The sequence below is a fragment of the Streptomyces sp. NPDC127100 genome (assembly GCF_042724095.1).
Lineage (GTDB): Bacteria > Actinomycetota > Actinomycetes > Streptomycetales > Streptomycetaceae > Streptomyces.
Map to the genome: position 1 here is coordinate 198,976 of NZ_JBHXFL010000004.1, position 20,683 is coordinate 219,658.

The 20,683-nt window shown below is 73.0% G+C and carries 20 protein-coding genes; 11 read left to right on the forward strand and 9 right to left on the reverse strand.

The window, feature by feature from the left end; translation table 11 throughout:
• Nucleotides 1-121: 121 nt before the first annotated feature.
• The 3 genes from ACFWJB_RS07410 to ACFWJB_RS07420 all read right to left on the reverse strand — a co-directional run bounded on the left by ACFWJB_RS07410 (nt 122) and on the right by ACFWJB_RS07420 (nt 4,223).
• A complete protein-coding gene (locus tag ACFWJB_RS07410; protein WP_385466547.1) occupies nt 122-2,266 on the reverse strand; it encodes a putative bifunctional diguanylate cyclase/phosphodiesterase in 2,145 nt (714 codons plus the stop codon).
• The gene (locus tag ACFWJB_RS07415; protein ID WP_385466550.1) at nt 2,263-3,075 is read right to left on the reverse strand and encodes an SAM-dependent methyltransferase; all 813 of its coding nucleotides are present in this window, start codon (nt 3,073-3,075) and stop codon (nt 2,263-2,265) included. The genes ACFWJB_RS07410 and ACFWJB_RS07415 overlap by 4 nt, the downstream gene beginning before the upstream one ends.
• 203 nt (nt 3,076-3,278) lie before the next feature.
• Nucleotides 3,279-4,223, reverse strand: coding sequence for an SCO0930 family lipoprotein (locus tag ACFWJB_RS07420; RefSeq protein WP_386920915.1), 945 nt, complete (start codon nt 4,221-4,223; stop codon nt 3,279-3,281).
• A 776-nt stretch (nt 4,224-4,999) separates the two neighbouring features.
• On the opposite strand from ACFWJB_RS07420, the gene ACFWJB_RS07425 reads away from it, so the two are divergent.
• The 3 genes from ACFWJB_RS07425 (at nt 5,000) to ACFWJB_RS07435 (ending at nt 6,673) form a co-directional block, all read left to right on the forward strand.
• Nucleotides 5,000-5,131, forward strand: a complete 132-nt coding sequence (locus tag ACFWJB_RS07425; RefSeq protein WP_385466553.1) for a hypothetical protein — start codon at nt 5,000-5,002, stop codon at nt 5,129-5,131.
• Nucleotides 5,132-5,147: 16 nt separating this feature from the next.
• Entirely contained in the window at nt 5,148-5,912 is a 765-nt protein-coding gene (locus ACFWJB_RS07430) for a hypothetical protein (protein ID WP_385466555.1), read from the forward strand.
• Between the two features lie 242 nt (nt 5,913-6,154).
• Nucleotides 6,155-6,673 (forward strand): hypothetical protein, encoded by a 519-nt coding sequence (locus ACFWJB_RS07435; protein WP_385466558.1) that lies wholly within the window; start codon nt 6,155-6,157, stop codon nt 6,671-6,673.
• A 149-nt stretch (nt 6,674-6,822) separates the two neighbouring features.
• Here ACFWJB_RS07435 and ACFWJB_RS07440 read toward each other — a convergent pair whose 3' ends face one another.
• The gene (locus ACFWJB_RS07440) at nt 6,823-7,317 is read right to left on the reverse strand and encodes a hypothetical protein (protein WP_385462387.1); all 495 of its coding nucleotides are present in this window, start codon (nt 7,315-7,317) and stop codon (nt 6,823-6,825) included.
• 332 nt (nt 7,318-7,649) lie between these two features.
• Here ACFWJB_RS07440 and ACFWJB_RS07445 point away from each other — a divergent pair, with 332 nt between their 5' ends.
• Complete coding sequence (locus ACFWJB_RS07445) at nt 7,650-8,315, forward strand: class F sortase (protein WP_385462396.1); 666 nt, start codon at nt 7,650-7,652, stop codon at nt 8,313-8,315.
• Between the two features lie 30 nt (nt 8,316-8,345).
• Here ACFWJB_RS07445 and ACFWJB_RS07450 read toward each other — a convergent pair whose 3' ends face one another.
• Nucleotides 8,346-9,182: a polysaccharide deacetylase family protein gene (locus ACFWJB_RS07450; RefSeq protein ID WP_385462384.1), complete on the reverse strand. Its 837-nt coding sequence runs from the start codon at nt 9,180-9,182 to the stop codon at nt 8,346-8,348.
• 172 nt (nt 9,183-9,354) lie between these two features.
• Between ACFWJB_RS07450 and ACFWJB_RS07455 the strand changes: the two genes are divergently transcribed.
• Together ACFWJB_RS07455 and ACFWJB_RS07460 are read left to right on the forward strand one after the other, a co-directional pair.
• On the forward strand, nt 9,355-9,816 hold the full coding sequence (locus tag ACFWJB_RS07455) for a universal stress protein (protein WP_385462381.1): 462 nt from the start codon (nt 9,355-9,357) through the stop codon (nt 9,814-9,816).
• Nucleotides 9,817-9,918: 102 nt separating this feature from the next.
• The gene (locus tag ACFWJB_RS07460; protein WP_386920824.1) at nt 9,919-11,331 is read left to right on the forward strand and encodes an amino acid permease; all 1,413 of its coding nucleotides are present in this window, start codon (nt 9,919-9,921) and stop codon (nt 11,329-11,331) included.
• Here the strand turns inward: ACFWJB_RS07460 and ACFWJB_RS07465 are convergent.
• The gene (locus ACFWJB_RS07465; protein WP_385462375.1) at nt 11,328-12,143 is read right to left on the reverse strand and encodes an alpha/beta fold hydrolase; all 816 of its coding nucleotides are present in this window, start codon (nt 12,141-12,143) and stop codon (nt 11,328-11,330) included. The two genes, ACFWJB_RS07460 and ACFWJB_RS07465, sit on opposite strands and share 4 nt — an antisense overlap.
• A 57-nt stretch (nt 12,144-12,200) precedes the next feature.
• On the opposite strand from ACFWJB_RS07465, the gene ACFWJB_RS07470 reads away from it, so the two are divergent.
• Nucleotides 12,201-12,674, forward strand: a complete 474-nt coding sequence (locus ACFWJB_RS07470; RefSeq protein ID WP_385462372.1) for a MarR family winged helix-turn-helix transcriptional regulator — start codon at nt 12,201-12,203, stop codon at nt 12,672-12,674.
• Nucleotides 12,675-12,698: 24 nt separating this feature from the next.
• On the opposite strand, the gene ACFWJB_RS07475 is transcribed toward ACFWJB_RS07470, so the two are convergent.
• A complete protein-coding gene (locus tag ACFWJB_RS07475; RefSeq protein WP_386920827.1) occupies nt 12,699-13,850 on the reverse strand; it encodes a CapA family protein in 1,152 nt (383 codons plus the stop codon).
• A 232-nt stretch (nt 13,851-14,082) separates the two neighbouring features.
• Here ACFWJB_RS07475 and ACFWJB_RS07480 point away from each other — a divergent pair, with 232 nt between their 5' ends.
• The 3 genes from ACFWJB_RS07480 to ACFWJB_RS07490 all read left to right on the forward strand — a co-directional run bounded on the left by ACFWJB_RS07480 (nt 14,083) and on the right by ACFWJB_RS07490 (nt 16,092).
• The gene (locus tag ACFWJB_RS07480) at nt 14,083-14,628 is read left to right on the forward strand and encodes a sigma-70 family RNA polymerase sigma factor (RefSeq protein WP_385462366.1); all 546 of its coding nucleotides are present in this window, start codon (nt 14,083-14,085) and stop codon (nt 14,626-14,628) included.
• Between the two features lie 141 nt (nt 14,629-14,769).
• Complete coding sequence (locus tag ACFWJB_RS07485) at nt 14,770-15,279, forward strand: hypothetical protein (RefSeq protein WP_385462363.1); 510 nt, start codon at nt 14,770-14,772, stop codon at nt 15,277-15,279.
• A gap of 162 nt (nt 15,280-15,441) precedes the next feature.
• Nucleotides 15,442-16,092, forward strand: a complete 651-nt coding sequence (locus tag ACFWJB_RS07490; protein ID WP_386920829.1) for a zf-HC2 domain-containing protein — start codon at nt 15,442-15,444, stop codon at nt 16,090-16,092.
• Between the two features lie 23 nt (nt 16,093-16,115).
• On the opposite strand, the gene ACFWJB_RS07495 is transcribed toward ACFWJB_RS07490, so the two are convergent.
• Complete coding sequence (locus ACFWJB_RS07495; protein ID WP_386920831.1) at nt 16,116-16,979, reverse strand: Fpg/Nei family DNA glycosylase; 864 nt, start codon at nt 16,977-16,979, stop codon at nt 16,116-16,118.
• 107 nt (nt 16,980-17,086) lie between these two features.
• Complete coding sequence (locus tag ACFWJB_RS07500; protein ID WP_385462355.1) at nt 17,087-19,171, reverse strand: SpoIIE family protein phosphatase; 2,085 nt, start codon at nt 19,169-19,171, stop codon at nt 17,087-17,089.
• A gap of 103 nt (nt 19,172-19,274) precedes the next feature.
• Between ACFWJB_RS07500 and ACFWJB_RS07505 the strand changes: the two genes are divergently transcribed.
• A complete protein-coding gene (locus tag ACFWJB_RS07505; protein ID WP_385462352.1) occupies nt 19,275-20,678 on the forward strand; it encodes a lipase maturation factor family protein in 1,404 nt (467 codons plus the stop codon).
• Nucleotides 20,679-20,683 lie beyond the last annotated feature (5 nt).

Here is a 20,683-nt window from a genome sequence, read left to right on the forward strand (position 1 = left end):
CCCCCGCGGAACCGGCCCCGCACGGTGACGGCCCCGCACGGAGCCGGCCCCACGCGGAGCCGGCCCCTGTACCGGCGGCCACCGGGGCCCACGGGCCACCGCCCGTCCGGGGTGCCCCCGGTCAGCCCGTCGCGTCGACCAGGGCCAGGTCGTGCAGGCGGTCCGGCGGGCCCGGCCGGGCGTAGTACCAGCCCTGGGCCGTGTCGCAGCCCAGGATGCGCAGCTGCTCGGCCTGGGCGCCGGTCTCCACGCCCTCCACGGTGACCTTGAGGTCCAGGCTGTGGGCGAGGGCGACGATGCCGTCCACGATCTTGAGGTCGACCGGGTCGGCCGGGAACTGCTGCATGCTCTGGGTGAAGGAGCGGTCCAGCTTGAGGACGCTCACCGGCAGCCGGCGCAGGTTGGCGAGGTTGGAGTAGCCGGTGCCGAAGTCGTCCAGGGCGATGTCCACGCCCATCTCGGCGAGCCGGCGCAGCGGCTTCAGCAGGTCGTCGTCCGCGCCGATCAGCGCGGACTCCGTCACCTCCAGGCAGAGCGCGTCGGGTGCCACGCCGGTGCGCTCCAGGATGTCGACGGTGTCCTGGACCAGGCGGGGGTGGGTGAGCTGGCAGGGCGAGAGGTTGACGTTGATGCGCAGCGGCCCCGCCGCGGTCGTCCCGCCGTACCGCTCCCGCCACACGCGGGCCTGCCGCACGGACTGCTCCAGCACCCAGCGGCCCAGCGGGACGATCAGCCCGGTGTGCTCGGCGAGCGGGATGAACCGGTCCGGGCCGAGGACGCCGTGCTGCGGGTGCAGCCAGCGCACCAGGGCCTCGGCGCCGTGCACACTGCCGTCGCCGAGGTGCACCAGCGGCTGGTACTCGATGAAGAACTCGCCCCGCTCCAGGGCCGCCGGCAGCGCGGTCGTCAGCCCGTGCCGGGTGATGACCCGGGCGTCGGCCTCGGGGTCGGCGAGCTCGAAGCGGTTGCCGCCCGCCGACTTGGCCCGGTACATGGTGATGTCGGCGCTGCGCAGCACCTCCGCCGGGCTGCGTTCGCCCGCCGGGCCCTCGACCACGCCTATGCTGCCGCGCACCGTCAGTTCGCGGCCGTCGACGCTGATGGGCGCGAGCAGCGCGTTCATGATGCGCCCGGCGAGCTCGTCCACCTCGTGCCGGGTGTCCGGGCCGGTGGTCAGCGCCACGAACTCGTCGCCGCCGAGCCGGGCGACCATCTCGCCGGGCGCGGTGGCGCAGGCCTGCAGCCGGTCGGCGACCTCCACGAGCAGCCGGTCGCCGGCCGCGTGGCCGAGGCTGTCGTTGACGGTCTTGAAGCCGTCGAGGTCGAGGTAGCACAGGCCGAACCGCTGGCCCGGTCCCGCGCCGAGGGCCTTCTCCAGGCGCTCGAAGAAGAAGGCGCGGTTGGGCAGGCCGGTGAGCGCGTCGTGGGTGGCCTCGTAGCGCAACCGCAGATTGAGCAGGCGGCGCTCGGTGGTGTCCTCCATCAGCGCGAGCTGGTACTGCGGGCTGCCGTCGGCGTCGCGCAGCAGGGAGACGGTCAGGTTGGTCCACAGCACCGTGCCGTCGGGCCGGTAGAAGGCCTTCTCGCAGTGGTAGGCCTCGCGCTCGCCGCGCACCAGCTCCTGGTAGAGCCGCCAGGTCTGCGGCGCGTCGTCGGGGTGGGTCCACTCCCTGACGTTGCGGCCGCGCAACGACGGGTCGGTCAGCCCGAACATACGGGTCAGGGCGCCGTTGACCTGAAGGATGTTGCCGTCGAGGTCGGCGATGCCGATGCCTATGGCGGCTCCCTCGAACACCGCGCGGAAGCGGGCCTCACTGGCGTGCAGGGCCTCGGCCACCACGCCCTGTGCCTTGAGCGCGGCCTGCGCGATGGCCTCCTGCTCGGCCAGCGTCCGGCGGCGCAGCGCCCCGGCGTACCCCGCCGCCATGGCGTGCTGGATGCGCGCGGAACGTGCCCGCAGGTCCTCGGGGTCGCCGCCCTCGCCGCAGTACAGCACCAGGTAGGCGTCCACGCAGTCCAGCGTGCGGGCGAGCGCGTCGGGGTCGGTGCAGTGCACGTCCACGAGCGCGGCGCCGACCGCCTTCGCCTCGCCGGTGTCGAGGCCGTGGGCCCGCAGCAGCGCGCTCAACCGGCGGGCCAGCGGGAGCAGTTCCTCCTCGAACTCGGGACGGGTCGAAGACGTCGAGGTCACCGGGAACACCGCTCGGCTCCAGATCGTCGCGAACCTGCGGAGTCTGTCCTCCGGTCCGTCCGGTGCCGCGGTCACGCCGTACGCCCCACGCCCGCGATGCCGGAGAAGGCGTACGGGTCCTCGTCCTCCGGCGCCGTCTCGGGCCGCCAGTGCGGCAAGGGAACCAGTCCGGGTTCCACCATGTCGTACCCCTCGAAGAACCGGGCGATCTCGTCGCGCGAACGCATGATCAGCGGATTGCGGATGTCCTTGTACACGTCCACCGCGCCCGCGGCACGCTCGGCGGGCAGCGGGATTCCCTCGTACGTGGCGTGCGTGAGGACGAGCATGCTGCCGGGTGCGAGCGCGTCGCGCAGCTCGGCCACCGCCGCGCAGGGGTCGTCCGCGTCTTCCACGAAGTGCAGTATGGCGACGAGCAGGAGGGCCACCGGCCGATTCAGGTCGATCAGCCGCTCCACCTGGGGGCTGGTGAGGATGTCCTGCGGCTTGAGCAGGTCGGCCGCCACCACGTCCGCGTCCTCGGCGCCCTCCAGGACCGCCTGGCTGTGCGCGACCGCGACCGGGTCGTGGTCGACGTACACCACACGGGCCCCGGGCCGGGCCGCCCGGGCCACCTCGTGGACGTTGCCGAAGGTGGGGATGCCGGAACCGATGTCGAGGAACTGGTCGATGCCCTCGGCGGCCGCGAAGCGCACGGCGCGGCGCATGAACGCCCGGTTCGCCTGCATGATCCTGGGGAGTCCCGGCATGAACTCCATGGCCCTGCGGGCCGCTTCGCGGTCGACCTCGAAGTTGTGCGAACCGCCCAGGTAGAAGTCGTAGATGCGGGACACGCTCGGCACCGAGATGTCGATGCTCCGTGGGGCCCAGGCGGGACGCTCCATCTATCTCTCCAAGGCTCGGGCGATCCGGTGTTCGAGCTGAGGCTACTGATCGCCCGTCAATGGGGCGAGCCCGAGCGGAGACCGACCGTCCGTTCCCGGTCACTGCCTGCGGCACGTGCCGGGCGCCAAGGCACGCCAAAGCGCGCGAATGGGGCCGTCCCCTCCGAGTGCGGGCGGAGGGGACGGCCCCGGGGAGGGTGCCGTCACTTCTTCGGGGCGCCGACCGGCTTCCCGTCGGGGGCGACGGCGTACCAGGTGCCGCCGACGCCCTGGCCGTTGGTGTCGCCGGCCTTCTTGTCCCCCGCGAAGGTGTAGATCGGCCAGCAGTCGACCGTCTGCTGCGCGGCGCCGTCGGGCCGGGTGAAGCTCATCAGGCCCTTCTTGACGACGCCCTTGGTGTCGTTCGCCTCGACGGGGGCCACGACCGGCCACTTCTCCAGGCAGGCCCCGGTGCACGCGGAGACCGGCTTCGGCCACGCCTCGTCCTTCATGAAGCGGTAGACGGTCATGCCGTTCCCGTCGACGACGATCTCGCCGAGTTCGGGGTCGTTGCGGGTGGACAGTCCCGCCGCGTCGGCGGCCTTCGCCTTCTTGCCGTCGGGGGCGAGCGCGTACCACTTGCCGCCGACGCCCTGGCCCTTGACCTCCCCGACGGCGTCCTTGGCGTAGCGGTACGCCGGCCAGCCGCCGATGGTGAGCTGCTTGGTGCCGTCGGCGCGGGTGACCTCGCCGAGCAGCGACTTGTCGATGCCCTCGCCGGCGATGGCGTCGTCCGCCGCCACCGGCGGCCAGGCCGTCGCGCAGTCGGCTTCGCACGTCGTCTCCGGCGGCTGGGCGGTGTCCTCGTCGAACCGGTACAGGGTGCGGCCCGCGCCGTCGGTCACGACCTCGCCGAGCTCGGCGTTCGCGGTGGCGGACAGCTTGCCGGCGGAGGCGGGCGGAACCGCGGAGGCCTGCCCTCCCTTGGCACCGAGACCCTCGCCGGTCCCGGCTCCGGCCCCGATGCTGCCGACGTCACCGGGAGCGGCCGTCGCACCGACGTTCTGGCTGCCCGTGGTGCTGCCGCCGTCCTGGCCGCACGCCGTCGTCAGTGCCAGCACCGCCGCAGCGCTCGCCGCGAGTGAGGCGCTCCGCCAGGAGGTCTTCATGGTCAATCCCCGATCATCGCAACGGTGTTACGGCGCCCTGCTGGCCCGCCGCACGACACTGGGTACGCACGACGGTGCGGGTTGTGTTCAACCGGGACGCGGAATTCTTCGCGGCCGCCCGCCCCGGGTGCGGCGGGCGGAGGGACACCTCCCCCCGGAGTGCGCACGTGAGTACGCATCCCGGCGCGGCGGGCCGGCGGCCGGTCAAACCGCCGACCGGCTCATGTCCCTCCTTCGGGGCAATCGCCGGGTTCTCCCGCGTGGCACCGCGCGCCAAACCCGATGATCTCGTCGTGCAAGGACCTGAACCGACCCGATCCGGCGTCGCAGGCCGGGTGTTGGCCCTGGTGACGCTGACGTTCACGCTCGTCGGCGTGCCGGTCGGCACGGCGCGGGCCGACGCCTGCGCGTGGGCGTCGACGGGCCCGGGCGGCACCGAGGCGGTGGCGGTCGCCGGGAGCTTCTCCTGGCCCACCTTCCCGCCGTGCCCGGAGCCCACGCCCCCGCCGCCCACTCCCACCCCGACACCGACACCGACACCACCACCGCCGCCGCCACCGACGCCGAAGCCCACTCCTCCGCCCCCGCCCGCCCCGAAACCTCCGCCGCCGCCCGCCCCGAAGCCCGAGCCGCCGCCTCCGCGCCCGGCCCCGGCCCCGGCCCGCCCGACGCCCACCCCCACACCGGCACCGGCGCCCCCACGGACGCCCGACCGGCCCGCCCCTCCCGCGCCCGCCCCGTCGGCCACGCCGGCGCCGCGCCCCTCGCTCACCCCGGTGCACTACCCGCGGTACCGCACCGCCCGGGTGCAGCAGCGGTCCTCGCGCGGGACCACCTCACCGCTCGTCTTCGTCCTGCTCATCACGGTGCCCGCGGTGGTAGCCGTCGCCGCGCTCCGCGCGCGCTGACCCCTGGAGGCTTCTCTTGCCGGAATGGCTTGTTCTCATCCTCGCGATGCTGGCCGCCTGCGCCGTCGTGGTCGTCGTGACCTTCCTGCGGCACCGCGCGGCGTCCGACGACGAGGACATCACCGAGACACCGGACGTCATCGAGTACATGACGATGTGGATCGGTGTGGTGTACGCCATCGTCCTGGGCCTGGCCATCGCCGGTGTCTGGGAGGCGCGCAGCGCGGCCGAGGACCACGTGCAGGCGGAGGCCGTGGCGCTGCACGAGATCTCCGAGCGCGTCCGGGTCTATCCCCCCGAGGTGCGTGACCGCATCCGGGAGGATGTCAACGCCTATGTCGGACACGTCGTCACCACCGAGTGGAAGTCCATGGCCGACGACGGCGAGGTCACCGAGCGCGGCACCGAACTCCTCGACCGGGTCCGCGCGGACGTCACCGACTACGAGCCCGCGTCGGACTTCGAGGCCCAGGCCTACCAGCCGCTCGTCGACCAGGTGGCCGTCGCGGACCAGGCCCGCACCGCCCGCGCCGACTCCACGGGGGCGACGATGCCGGGCGTGGTGTGGTTCGGGCTCATCGCCGGTGCCGTCATCACCATCGGCATGGTCTTCGCCCTGCAGATCCGGCGCACGCCACGGGAACTGGTCCTCGCCGGGCTGTTCTCCGCACTGATCGCCTTCCTGCTCTTCCTGATCTGGGACTTCGACGCGCCCTACAGCCGCGGGGTCGCCGCGTCGACGGAGCCGTTCCTGAGCCTCTTCCCGGGCGTCGAGGGCTGACGGTCCGCACGGGCCGCCCCCGGCCGCTCGTACCCGGGGGCCGCCCGCCGGCGCGTCGACACGCCGTCACCGTCCCACGGCCGCCACGGCACCGTCCCCCGGTCGGCCCACGCACCTGCCCCATTCGCGCGACTGCGATCGCGCCCCCGGGCCGGGCTTCCTAGCGTTTCGGGCATCGAGGTGCATTTCCGGCGCGAGCGGAACAGGTCCGCAGCTGCTCCTCGGGACCCGGAGGATTCACCATGCGCGCGATACCCGTCGCCTCGGCCGCGCTGCTCGGCGTCGCCGCTCTCTCTTCCTGTGTGCCGGCCGGCGCGGCCGTCGGCGGCAGCACGCCGTTCGGCTTCAGCGTCCGGCCGTCCGTCGTCGCCCCGGGCGGGGAGGTCACCCTGCGGGTGGACCGGAACGACGGCGACTGCCGGGGCCGCGTGACGGTCTCGTCCCCGGTGTTCGACACGGTCGTCATCCCGCGCCAGCACGTTTCGGCGCAGGCGGAGGTAGACCGGGACGCCCGCCCCGGCGCGGTGTACAAGGTGTCGTTCACCTGTGACGGGAGGACGGGGACCACCGACCTGACCATCGCCGGCGGCCACTCGCACCGCCCGGGCACCGTGCCGCCCAAGGGCGTGCACGCCGGCGAGGGCGGCAGCATCGCCGGCTTCGACCTCAAGGAGATCGGGCTCGGTCTCGCCCTCGTCGCCGGCTCCGTCGGCGCGGCGTACCACCTGTCCCGCCGCCGCTCCGGCGAGGGGCGCGCCTGACCTCCCCGACCCGCTCACAGGGCTTCGCCCCGGATCTCCTGAAGGAAGGATCCGGGGCGAAGCCCTGCCGGCGTACGCCGGCCCGGGGGCGGCGGAAGGCGGGCCCGCTCCCCCGCGGCGGTGCCCGCACGGTCCCGCTTCGGGCGCGGTCAGATCCGGCGCTCGGAACGGCGGCGCAGCCAGAACAGACCGCCACCGGCGACGGCCGCGGCCACCAGCCCGCCGCCGATCGCGATGTCCGTGGGCGTGGCCCCGTTCGAACTGCTGCCCCCGAGACCGCCGCGGACACCGCCGATGACGGTGAAGGCCGCGGGCCGGGTCAGCGTCCTGCCCGAGCAGTTGACGGTGATGTCGTAGGACCCGGGCCGCGCCTCGTCCCTGATGGTGGCGGTGCCCCTGGACGTCTCGTTGGCTCCCCTCACCGGCGTCAGGTGGGCCCGGCCGAACGCGCTCGAGGTCATCGTCCCGCCCTGCGGGCAGCCGTCGACCGTGACGGTCAGCTCACCGCCGCGGGCGACGACGCTGGGCAGGGCGACGATGTTGCTGGGCGTGTTGTGGTCGCCGCCGGCGGTGGCCGTGGGAGCGGCTACCCCCAGAACGGCGACCGCGGCACCCGCGGCCGCCAGGGCACGGAAGTTGCGCATGTGATCCTCCGCGGAAGACGCCCCGGGACCCGTCCCCGGTCGATCGGCGAGAAAGCGCCTCCCGGAAAGACCCTCAGTTGCCCTGCTCGCAGCCGCATTTCGGGGCTGGTCCGTCCTGGTGAGCGGGCATGCCGGGCCGGAACCGGGCGAGCGGATATCACCGCAGGTCACGGACCGTCAGGAAATTTCCGCCGGGCGTGTCCCGGATGGCTCACCGCCGGGTGCGCGCGCCACCCGTTCGCATGCGCCCCGTCGCCGCCCGGACGCCCCGCGCTTAGCGTGCTCGTATGCGCGACGGACACGGCGACGGCCGGGTCGAGAGGGGAAGGCGAATGCACGGGTCCGAGGAACTGGCCGAGGAGGAGCGGAGGAGGAAGCGCGCTCCCTGGGGCGTGATAGCGCTGGTTCTGCTGACCGGGCTCGCGCTCATCCGCAACGGTTCGGGTGAGTTCGACGTGGGCCCGCCGCAGCCCGCCTCGGCGGCCGCGTCGGACACGCGCGTCGCCGGAGGGGAGAACGCCGTCGCGGGACTCGCGCCGCTGGCGTACGCGGTCCCCGACCGGGTCGTGATCCCCGCCATCCAGGTCGACGCGCCGATCATGCCGGTCGGCCTGGACGCGGACGGCTGGGTCGGCGCGCCGCCGCCTGAGGACCCGAACCTGGCCGGCTGGTTCACCGGCGCGGTGTCCCCCGGGGAGAACGGCACCGCGGTGGTGGTCGGCCACGTCGACAACACACAGGGCCCCGCCGTCTTCTACGGGCTCGGGGCGCTGAAGAAGGGCAACAGGGTCGAGGTGTCCCGCCAGGACGGCAGGACGGCGGTGTTCGAGATCTACGGCGTCGAGGTGTTCGAGAAGGACGACTTCCCCGGCGACCGGGTGTACGCCGCCAAGGGCGGCCCCGAGCTGCGGGTCATCACCTGCGGCGGCGGCTTCACCAAGCAGAACGGCTACGACGGGAACGTCGTCGCCTTCGCCCGCCTGGTCCAGGTCCGCTGAGCGGACCCGGCCGGGCGGGCTCGGCCCCCGTCACACCTGCTGCCGCCGGGGGACGGTGAGGTGGTAGCCGGAGTCCAGCAACTGCGGCAGATAGGTCCGCAGGGCGCGCACGCTCTGCGAGCGATTGCCGCCGGCGTCGTGCGAGAGCACCACGACGCCGGGGGCTGCGCCGCCCTCGACCCGGTCGATGATGGTGGCGGTGCCGGGGGTGGTCCAGTCGAGGGTGTCGACGGTCCAGGCGAGGGGTTCCATGCCGAGTTCGGCGCCGAGCTGGAAGGCGGCGCGGTTCCACGCCCCGTACGGCGCGCGGAACCAGCGGGGCGCCTCGCCGTAGGTCTTCTCGACGATCTCGCTGGTGCGTTCCATCTCGGTGCGGATGCGGCGCCGCGTGAGCTTGGTCAGCAGGGGGTGGGACCAGGTGTGGTTGCCGACCACGTGCCCCTCGTCGGCCATCCGGGACAGCAGGCCCTTGTTGTAGTCGGCCATCTCCCCGCACACGAAGAACGTCGCGCGCACGTCGTACTCGGCCAGCGTGTCCAGGATGCCGGGGGTGTAGCGGGGGTCGGGTCCGTCGTCGAAGGTGAGCATCATCGTGCGGCCCCGTCCGGACATGCGCAGGATCGGCTCGCTGCGTACCGGGGGCCGGTCGGGTCCGCCCGCGGGCGTGCCGTATCCGGTCAGGGGCTGGAGGCGATAGGCGGAGGGCTCGAGCGGGCGCCGCGCCGGGGGGCCCGGGGCGGGGGCGGCCACCCGGCCGGGGCCGTGGTCCCCGCCCACCGCCAGCACGCCGGCGGTGCCGGCCGCTCCGGCCGCCGCGACGCCGGCGAGCAGGGCACGGCGCCGCGTGAGCAACTGATCCTTCTTCATGACTCATGACTCGCCCGGACGGCGGCCGACGCCCGCGAACGCCACCGGTGCGGCGGCACGGAACCACCCGGCCGGCCCATTGGGGCCGCTCCCCGGTGCCGTCCGCCCCGCGGCCGGCGCGAGGCGAACGGCCGGGGCCGGGCGGGTCCGGGGGGTCCGATAGCCTCGCCGCGTGACGCAACAGCACTCCCATCAGTTCGAACGGGGCACGGACGGGCCGAAGGTCATCGTGGCCGGGGTGGACGGCTCCGACTCCTCGCTGCGCGCGGCGGCCTACGCCGGTGGTCTGGCCCGGCGGCAGGGCGCGCTGCTCGCCGTGGTGTACGTGCAGCCGGTGCTGGCGGCCGGCGCGGCGCTCGGCGCACCGGTGGCGGACACGACCGACGAGATCGCCGAGGGCCTGGTGGCCCAGATCCGGGAGGCGGCCGAGCGGTCCAAGGGGATATTCGACGTGCGCTGGGAGTTCCACACCTTCCGCGGCGACCCCTACAACGGCCTGGTGAAGGCGGCCGACGAGCTACGCGCGGACGCCGTGGTCGTGGGGGCGTCCGAGCAGGCCGGGCACCGGATCGTCGGTTCGGTCGCGGTGAGGCTGGTGAAGGCGGGGCGCTGGCCGGTGACCGTGGTGCCGTGACATCGGCCGGTCCGGTGCGTGCGTCGTGCCTTCCGTCGGGGACGCGAGTGAGTCATCATGATCCACCGTCAGCCGTTTGCCGATCACGAAGAGGTGGGGCGCATGGCCGGATTCCGCATGGGTGAAGGCGTTCTCCGCCGCAAACCCATCGAGCACATCGAGGACACGGAGGCCGGACAGGGTGCCGGCCTGGTGCGGTCGCTGGGGTTGTGGCAGCTGACGGCCATCGGCGTGGGCGGCATCATCGGTGCCGGCATCTTCACCCTGGCCGGCACGGTCGCCAACGGCACCGCGGGTCCGGCGGTCCTGATCTCCTTCCTCATCGCCGGTGTCGCGAGCGCGGCGGCTGCGCTGTCCTACGCGGAGTTCGCCGGCCTCATCCCGAAGGCCGGTTCGGCCTACACCTACGGCTACGCGGTGCTGGGTGAGCTGGTCGGCTGGTTCATCGGCTGGGACCTGCTGCTGGAGTACACGGCGATCGTGGCGGTGGTCGCCATCGGCATCTCCGGCTACTTCAGCTTCCTGATCGGTGAGATGGGGGCCGACCTGCCGAACTGGATGCTCGGCGCGCCGGGCACCGGCGACGGGCACCGGGTCGACCTGTTCGCGGCGGTGCTGTGCCTGCTGATCGCCTATCTGCTGACGCTCGGCATCAGGAACGCGGCCCGCTTCGAGATGGTGGTGGTCGTGCTGAAGGTGCTGGTGGTGCTGCTGGTGATCGGCGTCGGCTTCTTCCACATCAGCACCTCGAACTACCAGCCGTTCTTCCCGTTCGGGGTCGGCGGTGCCTTCACGGGTGCGGCGACGGTGTTCTTCGCGGTCTTCGGCTACGACGCCATGTCGACGGCGGCCGAGGAGTCCAAGGACGCCCAGCGGCACATGCCGAAGGCGATCATCTATTCGCTGATCATCTCGATGGTGCTGTACGTGGCGGCCTGTCTGGTGCTGACCGGCATGCAGGACTACAAGGAGATCGACCCCGAGAGCGGCTTCTCGACGGCCTTCAAGTCGGTGGGGCTCAGCGGTCTGGCCGACGTCATCGCGGTGGGCGCGATCATCGGCATCCTCACCGTGATGTTCACCTTCATGCTGGGCGTCACCCGTGTGTGGTTCAGCATGAGCCGGGACGGGCTGCTGCCCAAGTGGTTCGCCAAGACGCACCCGACGCGGCACGTGCCGACCCGGGTCACCTGGATCGTCGGGGTCGCGTCCGCCCTGATCGCCGGCTTCCTGCCGATCGGCGAGGCGGCGGAGCTGACCAACATCGGCATCCTGCTGGCGTTCGTGGTCGTGTGCGCGGCGGTGATCGTGCTGCGCTACCGGCAGCCGGACCTGCCGCGCACCTTCCGTACGCCGTGGATGCCCTTCGTGCCGGCGCTGGGCATCGTCTTCTCGATCTGGCTGATCACGTTCCTGCAGTGGCAGACCTGGGTGCGCTTCGCCGTCTGGTTCGTGATCGGCCTGGTGATCTACTTCAGCTACTCCTACCGGAAGTCGGAGCTGGCGGGCCGTTAGAGGCCGCGCAGGAAGTCGAGCAGGATCCGGTTGAACTCCTCGGGCCGCTCCATGTTCGGGTAGTGCGCGGTGCCCTCCATGGTCACGGAACGGCCGTCCCGGACCGTACGGGCGAGCCGTTCCGCCTCCGCGATCAGGTCCGGGGCGTCGAGGGCGCCGTTGACGGTGAGGACCGGGACGTCGATCTTCGGGACACGGGCCCAGGTGTCGGTCACGGGCACGTGGTGGTTCTTCTCTCCCGGTGTGTGCTTCGAGAGGGTGCCGACGGCCATCTCCCGCACCCGGCGCAGGATGTCCGGGTCGATGTCCTCGACCGTGCGGTGCTCGCCGGGCACGAAGCGCAGGAAGGCCGCGAGCCAGCCCTCGAGGTCTCCGGCGGCCAGGGCCCTGCCCTGCTCGGCCTGCACCGCGCGGGCCCAGGGGTCGGTGTACTCGAACTCGCTGGTGGCCGCGCCGCACACGACGGCCGCGCGGACCAGCTCGGGGTACTCCAGCGCGGTGTCGGTGGCGATGGCGCCGCCCATCGAGACACCGACGAGGACCGCGGGGCCGGCGTCGAGGTGGCGCAGCAGGACGGCGAGGTCGTCGGCCCAGCGGAACGGCTCGGTGGCGTTGGCCGAGGAGCCGTGGCCGCGGACGTCGGGTGCGATCACGCGGTGGGTGGCGGCCAGGGCCGGTACCTGGGCGTCGAAGACCCGGTGGTCGGCGAAGCCCGAGTGCAGCAGGACGACCGGGTCGCCCGTGCCGGTGTCGCGGTAGGCGAGGTCGCCGTCGGTGGAGGTGAAGAAGCGCAGATCCGAGGGAGCATTCATGACAACCAAGGTGTCATTCTGGCGGAGATTTGGCAACCTGGGTGTCATGATGAGGGGATGGACGACACCACCGCTCCCCTCGCTCCGGACGAACTCGGCCACCGTCTGGCCGAGGTGTACGACCTGGTCGGCCCCCTCTACCGGCGCACCCAGCGCAGCGTCGAGCAGGGCCTGGCCCGCGACGGCGTGTCCGTCGGGGTCCGTGCCGTGCTGACCCTGCTGCACCGGGGCGGGCCGATGACCGTGCCGCAGATGGGCCGGGCGCAGGCGATCAGCCGTCAGTTCGTGCAGCGCATGGTGAACGACGCGGCGGCCCGCGGTCTGGTGGAGAGCGTCCCGAACCCCGCCCACCGGCGGTCGTCGCTGATCCGGCTCACCGACACGGGCCGGAGCACGGTCACCGAGGTCCTCGGCCACGAGCACGCCGTGCTCCGCGAGGTCGGCGGCGCGCTCACGGCGGCCGACGTGACGGCCTGCCTCCGCGTACTCGGCGAGATGCTGCACGCCCTCGACCACGTGGACGTCGGGTGAGCCCGGGAGGACGGCCGGACGGCGCTACTCCCCCATCACCAGCCCGTCCTCGGCGGCGCCGCGGCTGAGCACCACGTCCCGGATCCGGTCGCGCACGGCGCGCGCCTCGGGATCCTTCTCCAGGCGGCCGAGGTCCACGATCCGGCCGGCGGCGGGGTCGAAGAGCTGCGGGACGAACTCGGCCTTCGTCACCCGCCACCGCTCACCGGGACGGGCGGGCGGGGCGAAGGTGAAGCGGCCGATGCTCGACTGGTTGCCGCGCGGATCGCGCTCGCCCTCGTCGTTGATCATCTCGCCGGCGATCTGGTCGCCCATCCCGTAGACCACCCAGGTGCCGTTGACCTTCTCGTACGCCTGCGGGACATGGGCGTGGGTGCCGAGGATGAGGTCGACGGCGGGGCGGTCGCCGCTGCGCGCGGCGGTCAGGCGGTCGGCCAGGGCCAGCTGCTCGTCGTCGGGTTCGTCCTGCCACTCGGTGCCCCAGTGCAGGGACACCACGACGACGTCGGCGCCGGCCTGCCGGGCGGCCCGCGCGTCCGTGACGATCCGGTCCTCGTCGATCAGCTGGACCGCCCACGGCTGCCCCTGCGGCGCCGGGCGGCCGTTGGTGTCGAACGTGTAGGCGAGGTGGGCGACCCGGGCCGCGCCCGCGCGCAGGATCGTCGTGGTGCGCGCCTCGCCCTCGGTCCGGGCGGAGCCGGCGTGCCGCACTCCGGCGCGGTCGAGGGCGTCGAGGGTGTGGCGGATGCCGTCCGCACCGGCGTCGAAGGTGTGGTTGGAGGCGGTGGAGCAGCCGTCGTAGCCGGTGGCGGCGAGGGCCGCGGCGACCTCGGGCGGGGACTTGAAGAGGGGGTAGCCGCTGTAGTCGCCGTTCGCCCCGTACACCGTCTCCATGTGGCACAGGGCGAGATCGGCGCGCGCCACGACGGGCTTCGCGCCCGCCAGCATGGGGCGGAAGTCGTAGCCGGTGCCGCCCGCGTCGAAGCGCGCCCGCTCGTTGATCGAGTCGTGCGGCAGGACGTCGCCGGAGGCGACGAGCGTGAAGGCTCCGGCGGGGGCGGCGGACGGGGCGGGGGCCGGCCGCGCCGGCGGCTCGTGGTCGCGGGCCTGACAGGCCGCGCCCGCGGTGAGGAGGACGGTCAGGGCCAGTGCCACCTGCCGACTGCGTGTGATCATCCGTTCACTCCGCTGGGATCGCATGCACGAGGAAAAATCACATTTACGCATAAACAGGTAAAGAGATCGATACGGTCACAGAGGGCTCCGACACGCCCATTAGCCCGTCCGGTGTGCGCGGAAGGAGGGCCGCCGACCGTTCGTCGGACCGTTCACCGACGCGATCGACCGTCCGTCGCAGACCCGTGCGCGCGCCCTGTCCCCGCACGGGGCCCTGCGATGCCATACGGCCATGACGGCCGGAATCACCCTCCCCGACGCGACGACCGCCGAGCACGAGCTCGCCGCACTGCAGCGCGAGCACGGCCGGCCGCTCTTCGCCCTGTTGCTGCGGCTCAGCGACGGCGACCGCCAGCGCGCCGAGGACCTCGTGCAGGAGACCCTGGTGCGTGCCTGGCAGCACCCCGAGGCGCTGCGCGCCGACGCCTTCGACTCGGTGCGGCCCTGGCTGCTCACCGTGGCCCGGCGGCTGGCGATCGACGCACGCCGGGCCCGCCAGGCGAGGCCGGCCGAGGTCGGCGACGCGGTGCTGGAGAACGCTCCGGTCTGCGCCGACCACGCCGAACGGGCCGCCGCCGCCCTCGACGTGCGGGAGGCTGTGAAGACACTCACGCCGGAGCACCGTGACGTCCTGGTGCTCGTGTACTTCCAGGGGGCGAGTGTGGCGGAAGCCGCGACGGCCCTCGGCATCCCGCCCGGTACCGTGAAGTCGCGCGCTTACTACGCGCTGCGCGCCCTGCGCAGGGTGCTACCGGGATACGCCGCCGACCTGCGGTGAAACCGACCCTTGGGTCAAGCCTCCGTAAAGCGCCTTGCCGTGGACCCCGGTTGAGTAATCGGCTGTCCTCATCCGTGTTCCGGACGGGGGCCCATGACCCGGGCCGGGCGACGCGTACGCACCGGAGGAAGGCAGGAAGGGATGCCGCACAGAGGGCAAGAGAGCACGGACGGCACCGGCGGAGGCGAACTGACCGTCCCGATGGCGTGGCTCTACGCCGAGTACATCGCCGACGAGTTGCTGCGGACCGGCGACCTGATGCCGCCGACGTCCTTCGAGTTCCGCGCCGGACGCGACGCGCTGGCGCTGACCGTCTTCCTCTCCGACACCGAGAACGAGCTCAGCGGCATCCGTGTCGTCACCCACCTGGAGACGTGGCTGTCCCTGACGGCCTACGACCAGCCGTGGCAGACGTGGGTGCGGGAGCGGCTGGCCGAGGTCACGGCCGACACCGCCGGGCGGCACTCGCCGGACCTGGAACTGGCCCGGGCGGCCTGGCGCTGGCTCGAGGAGACCGAACTGCTCGCCCCGGACCTGAACGCGGTGCCCGGCGGCGCCCCGGGCGGCGGGGAGGACGAGGGCCCGAAGGTGTGGACCCCGGCCTGGCAGCTGGGGCTGCCCCTCGGCCACCTCGCCATCCACCTCTTCTGACCGCCTAAGCGATTTCTTCGCGCACGGACCAATCCACGGGCCCGGCCGCTCCGAACTCCTGGTGGCGATTCCGTGCGTGGCTTGAGTGATTCGGCTGTCCGGTGCGTACCGGTGGGGGCACGGAGCACCCCCCACCCGCACCCGACGGCACGAGGATTCGGCATGAGGTCCCTGGAGAGGCATCGCGACGTCGGCGCCTACGCGCTCGGCGTGCTGGACGAGGCGGACGCGTTCCGCTTCGAGGACCACCTCATGGAATGCCCCCGGTGCACGGCGCAGGTGACGGAGTTCGGTCCCACCGCCCGTCAGTTGATGCTGTACCGGGGGGCGACGCCGCGTCTGGTCCACCCCCTGTCCCGGCCCGGGCCGAAGCTGCTGGACCGCCTGCTGTCGCAGGTGGCGGCGCACCACCGGGCCGGCCGCCGGCGACTGCTGTACGCGGTGGCCGCCGCCGTGGTGTGCGCCGTGGCCGGCCCCGCCCTCGCGCTTAAGGCCCAACGGGACGCCCCGGGTGTCCGGGTCACCGCGACCGACGAGCGGACGGGGGTGTGGGCGCAGGTCACGGCAGAGGACGAGGCCTGGGGCAGCGACGTGGAGCTCGAGGTCAAGGACGGGGCGGGCCCGCGCTCCTGCAGGCTCGTCGCCGTCGGCCGTGACGGAGCCGAGGAGACGGTCACCACCTGGAGCGTCCCGGACCACGACGCCGGGCCCAGCACCCTGCGCGGCGGCGCGGCGCTGCGCCCCGGCCAGACCGCCCGCTACGAGGTGCGGACCATGGACGGGGAGCGCCTGGTGACCCTCCCCGTCGGGTGAGCGGCCAGGAGGTGCCGGGTCCGTCACTTCAGCAGCCGCGACAGTCTCCGGTCGGCCAGCGGCCTGCCGCCGGTCTGGCAGGTCGGGCAGTACTGGAGGGAGGAGTCGCTGAAGGACACCTCGCGGATGGTGTCGCCGCAGACCGGGCAGGGCTCGCCGGTACGGCCGTGGACGCGCAGACCGCTCTTCTTCTCGGCCTTGAGCCGGCCGGCCGCCAGTCCCCGGGAGCGTTCGACCGCCTCGGTCAGCGTGGTGCGCAGCGCCGTGTACAGCCGTGTCGTCTCCTCGTCGGTGAGCGAGGCGGTCGGCTTGAAGGGGGACATCCTCGCGGCGTGCAGGATCTCGTCGCTGTAGGCGTTGCCCACGCCCGCGATCAGGCCCTGGTCGCGCAGGGCGCCCTTGAGCTGCCGCCGCTCGCCGGCGAGGAGCGCGGCGAGACGCGCCTCGGTGAAGTCGTCGGCGAGCGGGTCCGGGCCGAGCCTGGCCACGCCCGGCACCTCCTGCGGGTCGGACACGACGTACACGGCGAGCCGCTTCTGCGTGCCCGCCTCGGTCAGGTCGAAGCCCGCGCCGGTGTCCAGCGCGACGCGCAGGGCGAGGGGGCCCTTGCCGGGCCGGGGCATGCCGTCGGGGAGGCTGTCCTTCCAGTGCAGCCAGCCGGCGCGGGCCAGATGGGTCACCAGATGGAGGCCCCCGGCGGTCTCGACGTCGAGGAACTTGCCGTAGCGGTGCACGGCGGTCACCCGACGGCCCTCCAGGGCGGTGGGCGGGGGGTCGTACGTCTTCAGGACGCTGATCGCGACGGGCAGCACCCGGACGATCTCGCGGCCGTCGAGATGCTCGGTCAGGAAGTCCCTGAGCGCCTCGACCTCGGGCAGTTCGGGCATGTGTCCAGGGTGCCACCGCCGGCCGGCGGCGCCGGGCCACGGCACGCGCCCTCGACGGTGCGGTCTCGGGCCTGCGCTCTCAGGCGTGCGGCATCAGGCGTGCGGCGTCAGGCGTGCGGCATCACGAACTCCGACCACACGCACTTGCCGCTGCCGCGCGCCTCGACGCCCCACGCGTCCGCGAGGGTCTCGACCAGGCACAGTCCCCGTCCGGAGACCCCGGAGTCCCCGGCGTCGCGGCGGCGCGGCAGCGCGCTGGAGGTGTCCTCGACCTCGACCCGCAGCCGGCGGTCGGTGCCGGAGAGGAAGCGCAGGGTGACGATGGCGGAGCCCTCGGTGTGCATGAGGGAGTTGGTCAGCAGCTCGTCGGCGACCAGCTCGATCGCGTCGGCGTGGTCCTCGTCGCCCCAGCCGCGCACCGCGGCGCGGATCGCGTGCCGGGCCCCGGCGAGGGCCTCGGGGTCGCCCGGAGCGACGTACCGGCGGACCCGGCCGCCGATCCGGGGCGAGTCCGGGGCCCGGCGGCGCAGCACGAGCAGGGCCATGTCGTCGTCGCCGCGGCGCTGCTCGGCCGCCTCGATCAGCCGGTCGGCGAGCCTGCCCGCGTTCTGCGGGCCGGAGGCGACCAGCTCCGCGAGGGCCCGCATCCCGTCGTCGAGGTCGGCGCCGGGCTCCTCGACCAGCCCGTCGGTGCACAGCAGCAGGGTGTTGCCCGGATCCAGCTCGACGGTGCCGACCGGGTAGGCGAGGCGCCCGAACTCGGCGGACAGGCCGAGCGGCAGCCCGCCTTCCACGGGGACGCGGCGGCAGCTGCCGTCGGCGTGCCGCAGCAGCGGGTCGAGGTGCCCGGCGCGGACCACCTGGACCACTCCGGTGACCGGGTCGGCCTCCGCGTACAGGCAGGTCGCGAAGCGGTCGGTGTCGAGCTCGTGGAGGAAGACCGAGGCCCGCGCCATCACCGTGGCCGGCGGGTGGCCCTCCGCGGCGTAGGCGCGCAGCACGATGCGCAGCTGGCCCATGACGGCGGCGGCGTGCGTGTCGTGGCCCTGGACGTCGCCGATCACGGCGCCGACGCGTCCGCGGGGCAGCGGGATCAGGTCGTACCAGTCGCCGCCGATGTCGCGGCCGAGGGAGCCGCCGATGCTGGCGGCCCGGTAGCGGACGGCGACGTCGCAGCCGGGGACGTCGGGGATGGTGCGCGGCAGCATGGCCTGCTGAAGGCCCTCGGCGAGGTCCATCTCCTGCTCGTAGAGCATGGCGCGCTGGAGGCTCTGCGCGATGCTGCTGCCGAGGGCCACGAGCACGTTGCGGTCCTCGGGCGAGAACCCCTGCCGGTCGCTGTACAGCAGGCCGAGGGCGCCGATGGGCCGTGCCTGGGCGATCAGCGGCAGATAGGCCGCCGCGGTGATGTGCAGACCGGTGAGGTGCGGCCACAGGATCGGATAGCGTTCCGCGAACTCCTGGGGCGACTCGATGAAGCGCGGGCTGAGCGTGCGGACGGCCTCGCTCATCGGGTAGGCCTCGTCGACGCCGGTGACACGGGTGCCGTGGACGAAACTGCCGTCGGGCCCCTCGGCGACCAGCAGGATGCGGTCGGCCTCCACCAGGCCCATGACGACGCTGGTGGCGCCCAGGTGGGTGAGGCCCTGGGTGTCCTTGAGGGTGCCGATCACGTCGTCCACGGTGCGGGCGTGCGCGAGGGCGGCCGTGGCGAGCTGCACGACGTTGGTCTGCTGCCGGCGGGCCTCGTCCTGGGCGGCCTGCTCGCGGCGGGCCTCTATGTCGCCGAGTTCCTGGGTGGCGTCGCGCACGATGCCGATGATGCGGCGGGGCCGGCCGGTCCCGTCGCGCCGGATGTAGCCCTGGGTGTGGGCCCAGCGCAGGCTGCCGTCGCGGCAGCGCATGCGGAAGTAGGTGCCGTAGTTCTCGCTGCCGTCCTTCATCGCCTGGGCGACCAGGGTGTCCAGGCGGTGTCCCTCGGCCGTCGGGACCCGGACCGCCAGGGATTCGGGGCGACCGTCGAACTCGTCCTGGCGCAGGTCGAACACCTCGTGCGCCTGGGCGTCCATGTGCAGCAACCCGGCGTCCAGGTCCCAGTCGAAGCTCCCCATGCGGTTCAGCGCCAGGATCGGCTCCGGGTGGGCGGGCCAGTCGTCCGGGAGTGCCAGGGCGCTCGCTCCCCGATCAACCATGCGCCCCACCTTGCCAGCATTTGCCCGATTATTCGACTCCTGATCCGCTGCCGGGACGCCGGGCGGCCGGGGTACCCGGGGCGTGGCACGAGAGGAGCCCGCCGTGGAGTGGTTCACCGCACCCGACTACTGGCTGACCCGGCTGGTCTTCCAGCGGGCATTGGCCGTCATGTACCTGGTCGCGTTCGTGACGGCGGCCCTGCAGTTCCGCGCGCTGATCGGAGAACGCGGCATGCTGCCGGTGCCCCGGTTCGTCGAGCGGGTGCCGTTCAAACGGGCGCCGAGCCTGTTCCAGCTGCGCTACTCGGACCGCTTCTTCGCGGGCTGTGTCTGGGCGGGCTGCGCGGTGTCGGCGGCGCTGGTGGCGGGCCTGGACTCGTTACTGCCGCTGTGGGGGGCCATGCTGCTGTGGCTGGTGCCCTGGGCGCTGTACCTGTCGGTCGTGAACGTCGGACAGACCTGGTACTCGTTCGGCTGGGAGTCCCTGCTGCTGGAGACGGGGTTCCTCGCCGTCTTCCTCGGCAACGAGGAGGTGGCCCCGCCGATCGTCGTCCTCTTCCTGCTGCGCTGGCTGCTCTTCCGCGTCGAGTTCGGGGCGGGACTGATCAAGATGCGCGGCGACGAGTGCTGGCGGAAGCTCACCTGCCTGGATCACCACCACGAGACCCAGCCGATGCCAGGTCCGCTGAGCTGGTACTTCCACCACCTGCCCCGGCCGGCGCACCGCGTGGAGGTGGCCGCGAACCACGTCACGCAGCTGGTGGTGCCCTTCCTGCTGTTCACACCGCAGCCCGTCGCGACCGCCGCCGCGGCGCTCATGATCGTCACCCAGCTCTGGCTGGTGCTGTCGGGCAACTTCGCCTGGCTGAACTGGATCACCATCGTGCTGGCCCTGTCGGCGATCCGGTTCCCGGCCCGTCCGCCGTCCGTGCCCGGCGCTCCGCTGTGGTACGTGGTCGTGGTCCTCGCGGTGGCGGCGCTCCTGGTCTTCCTCAGCCACCGGCCGGTCCTCAACATGATCTCCCGCCGGCAGGTGATGAACCGGTCCTTCGACCCGCTGCACCTGGTCAACACCTACGGCGCGTTCGGCAGCGTCAGCCGGGTCCGCTACGAGGTGGTGATCGAGGGGACCGCCGACGAGGTGGCGCGCGAGGACTCGGACTGGCGGGAGTACGAGTTCCGGGGCAAGCCCGGGGACCCGCGGCGCCGGCCGCGCCAGTTCGCGCCCTACCATCTGCGGCTGGACTGGCTGATGTGGTTCGCCGCGCTGTCGCCGTCGTACGCCGGACCGTGGTTCGGCGCCTTCGTGGAACGGCTGCTGGAGGACGACCGGGCCACGCTGGGACTGCTGCGCCACTCCCCGTTCCCGCCCGGCGCGCCGCCCCGCTTCGTCCGGGCGCGCCTGTTCCGCTACCGGTACACGACCTGGCGCGAGCTGCGGGAGACGGGCGCCTGGTGGGAGCGGACGTATGTCCGGGAGTTCCTGCCGCCGACCCGGCTGGTGTGAGCGCC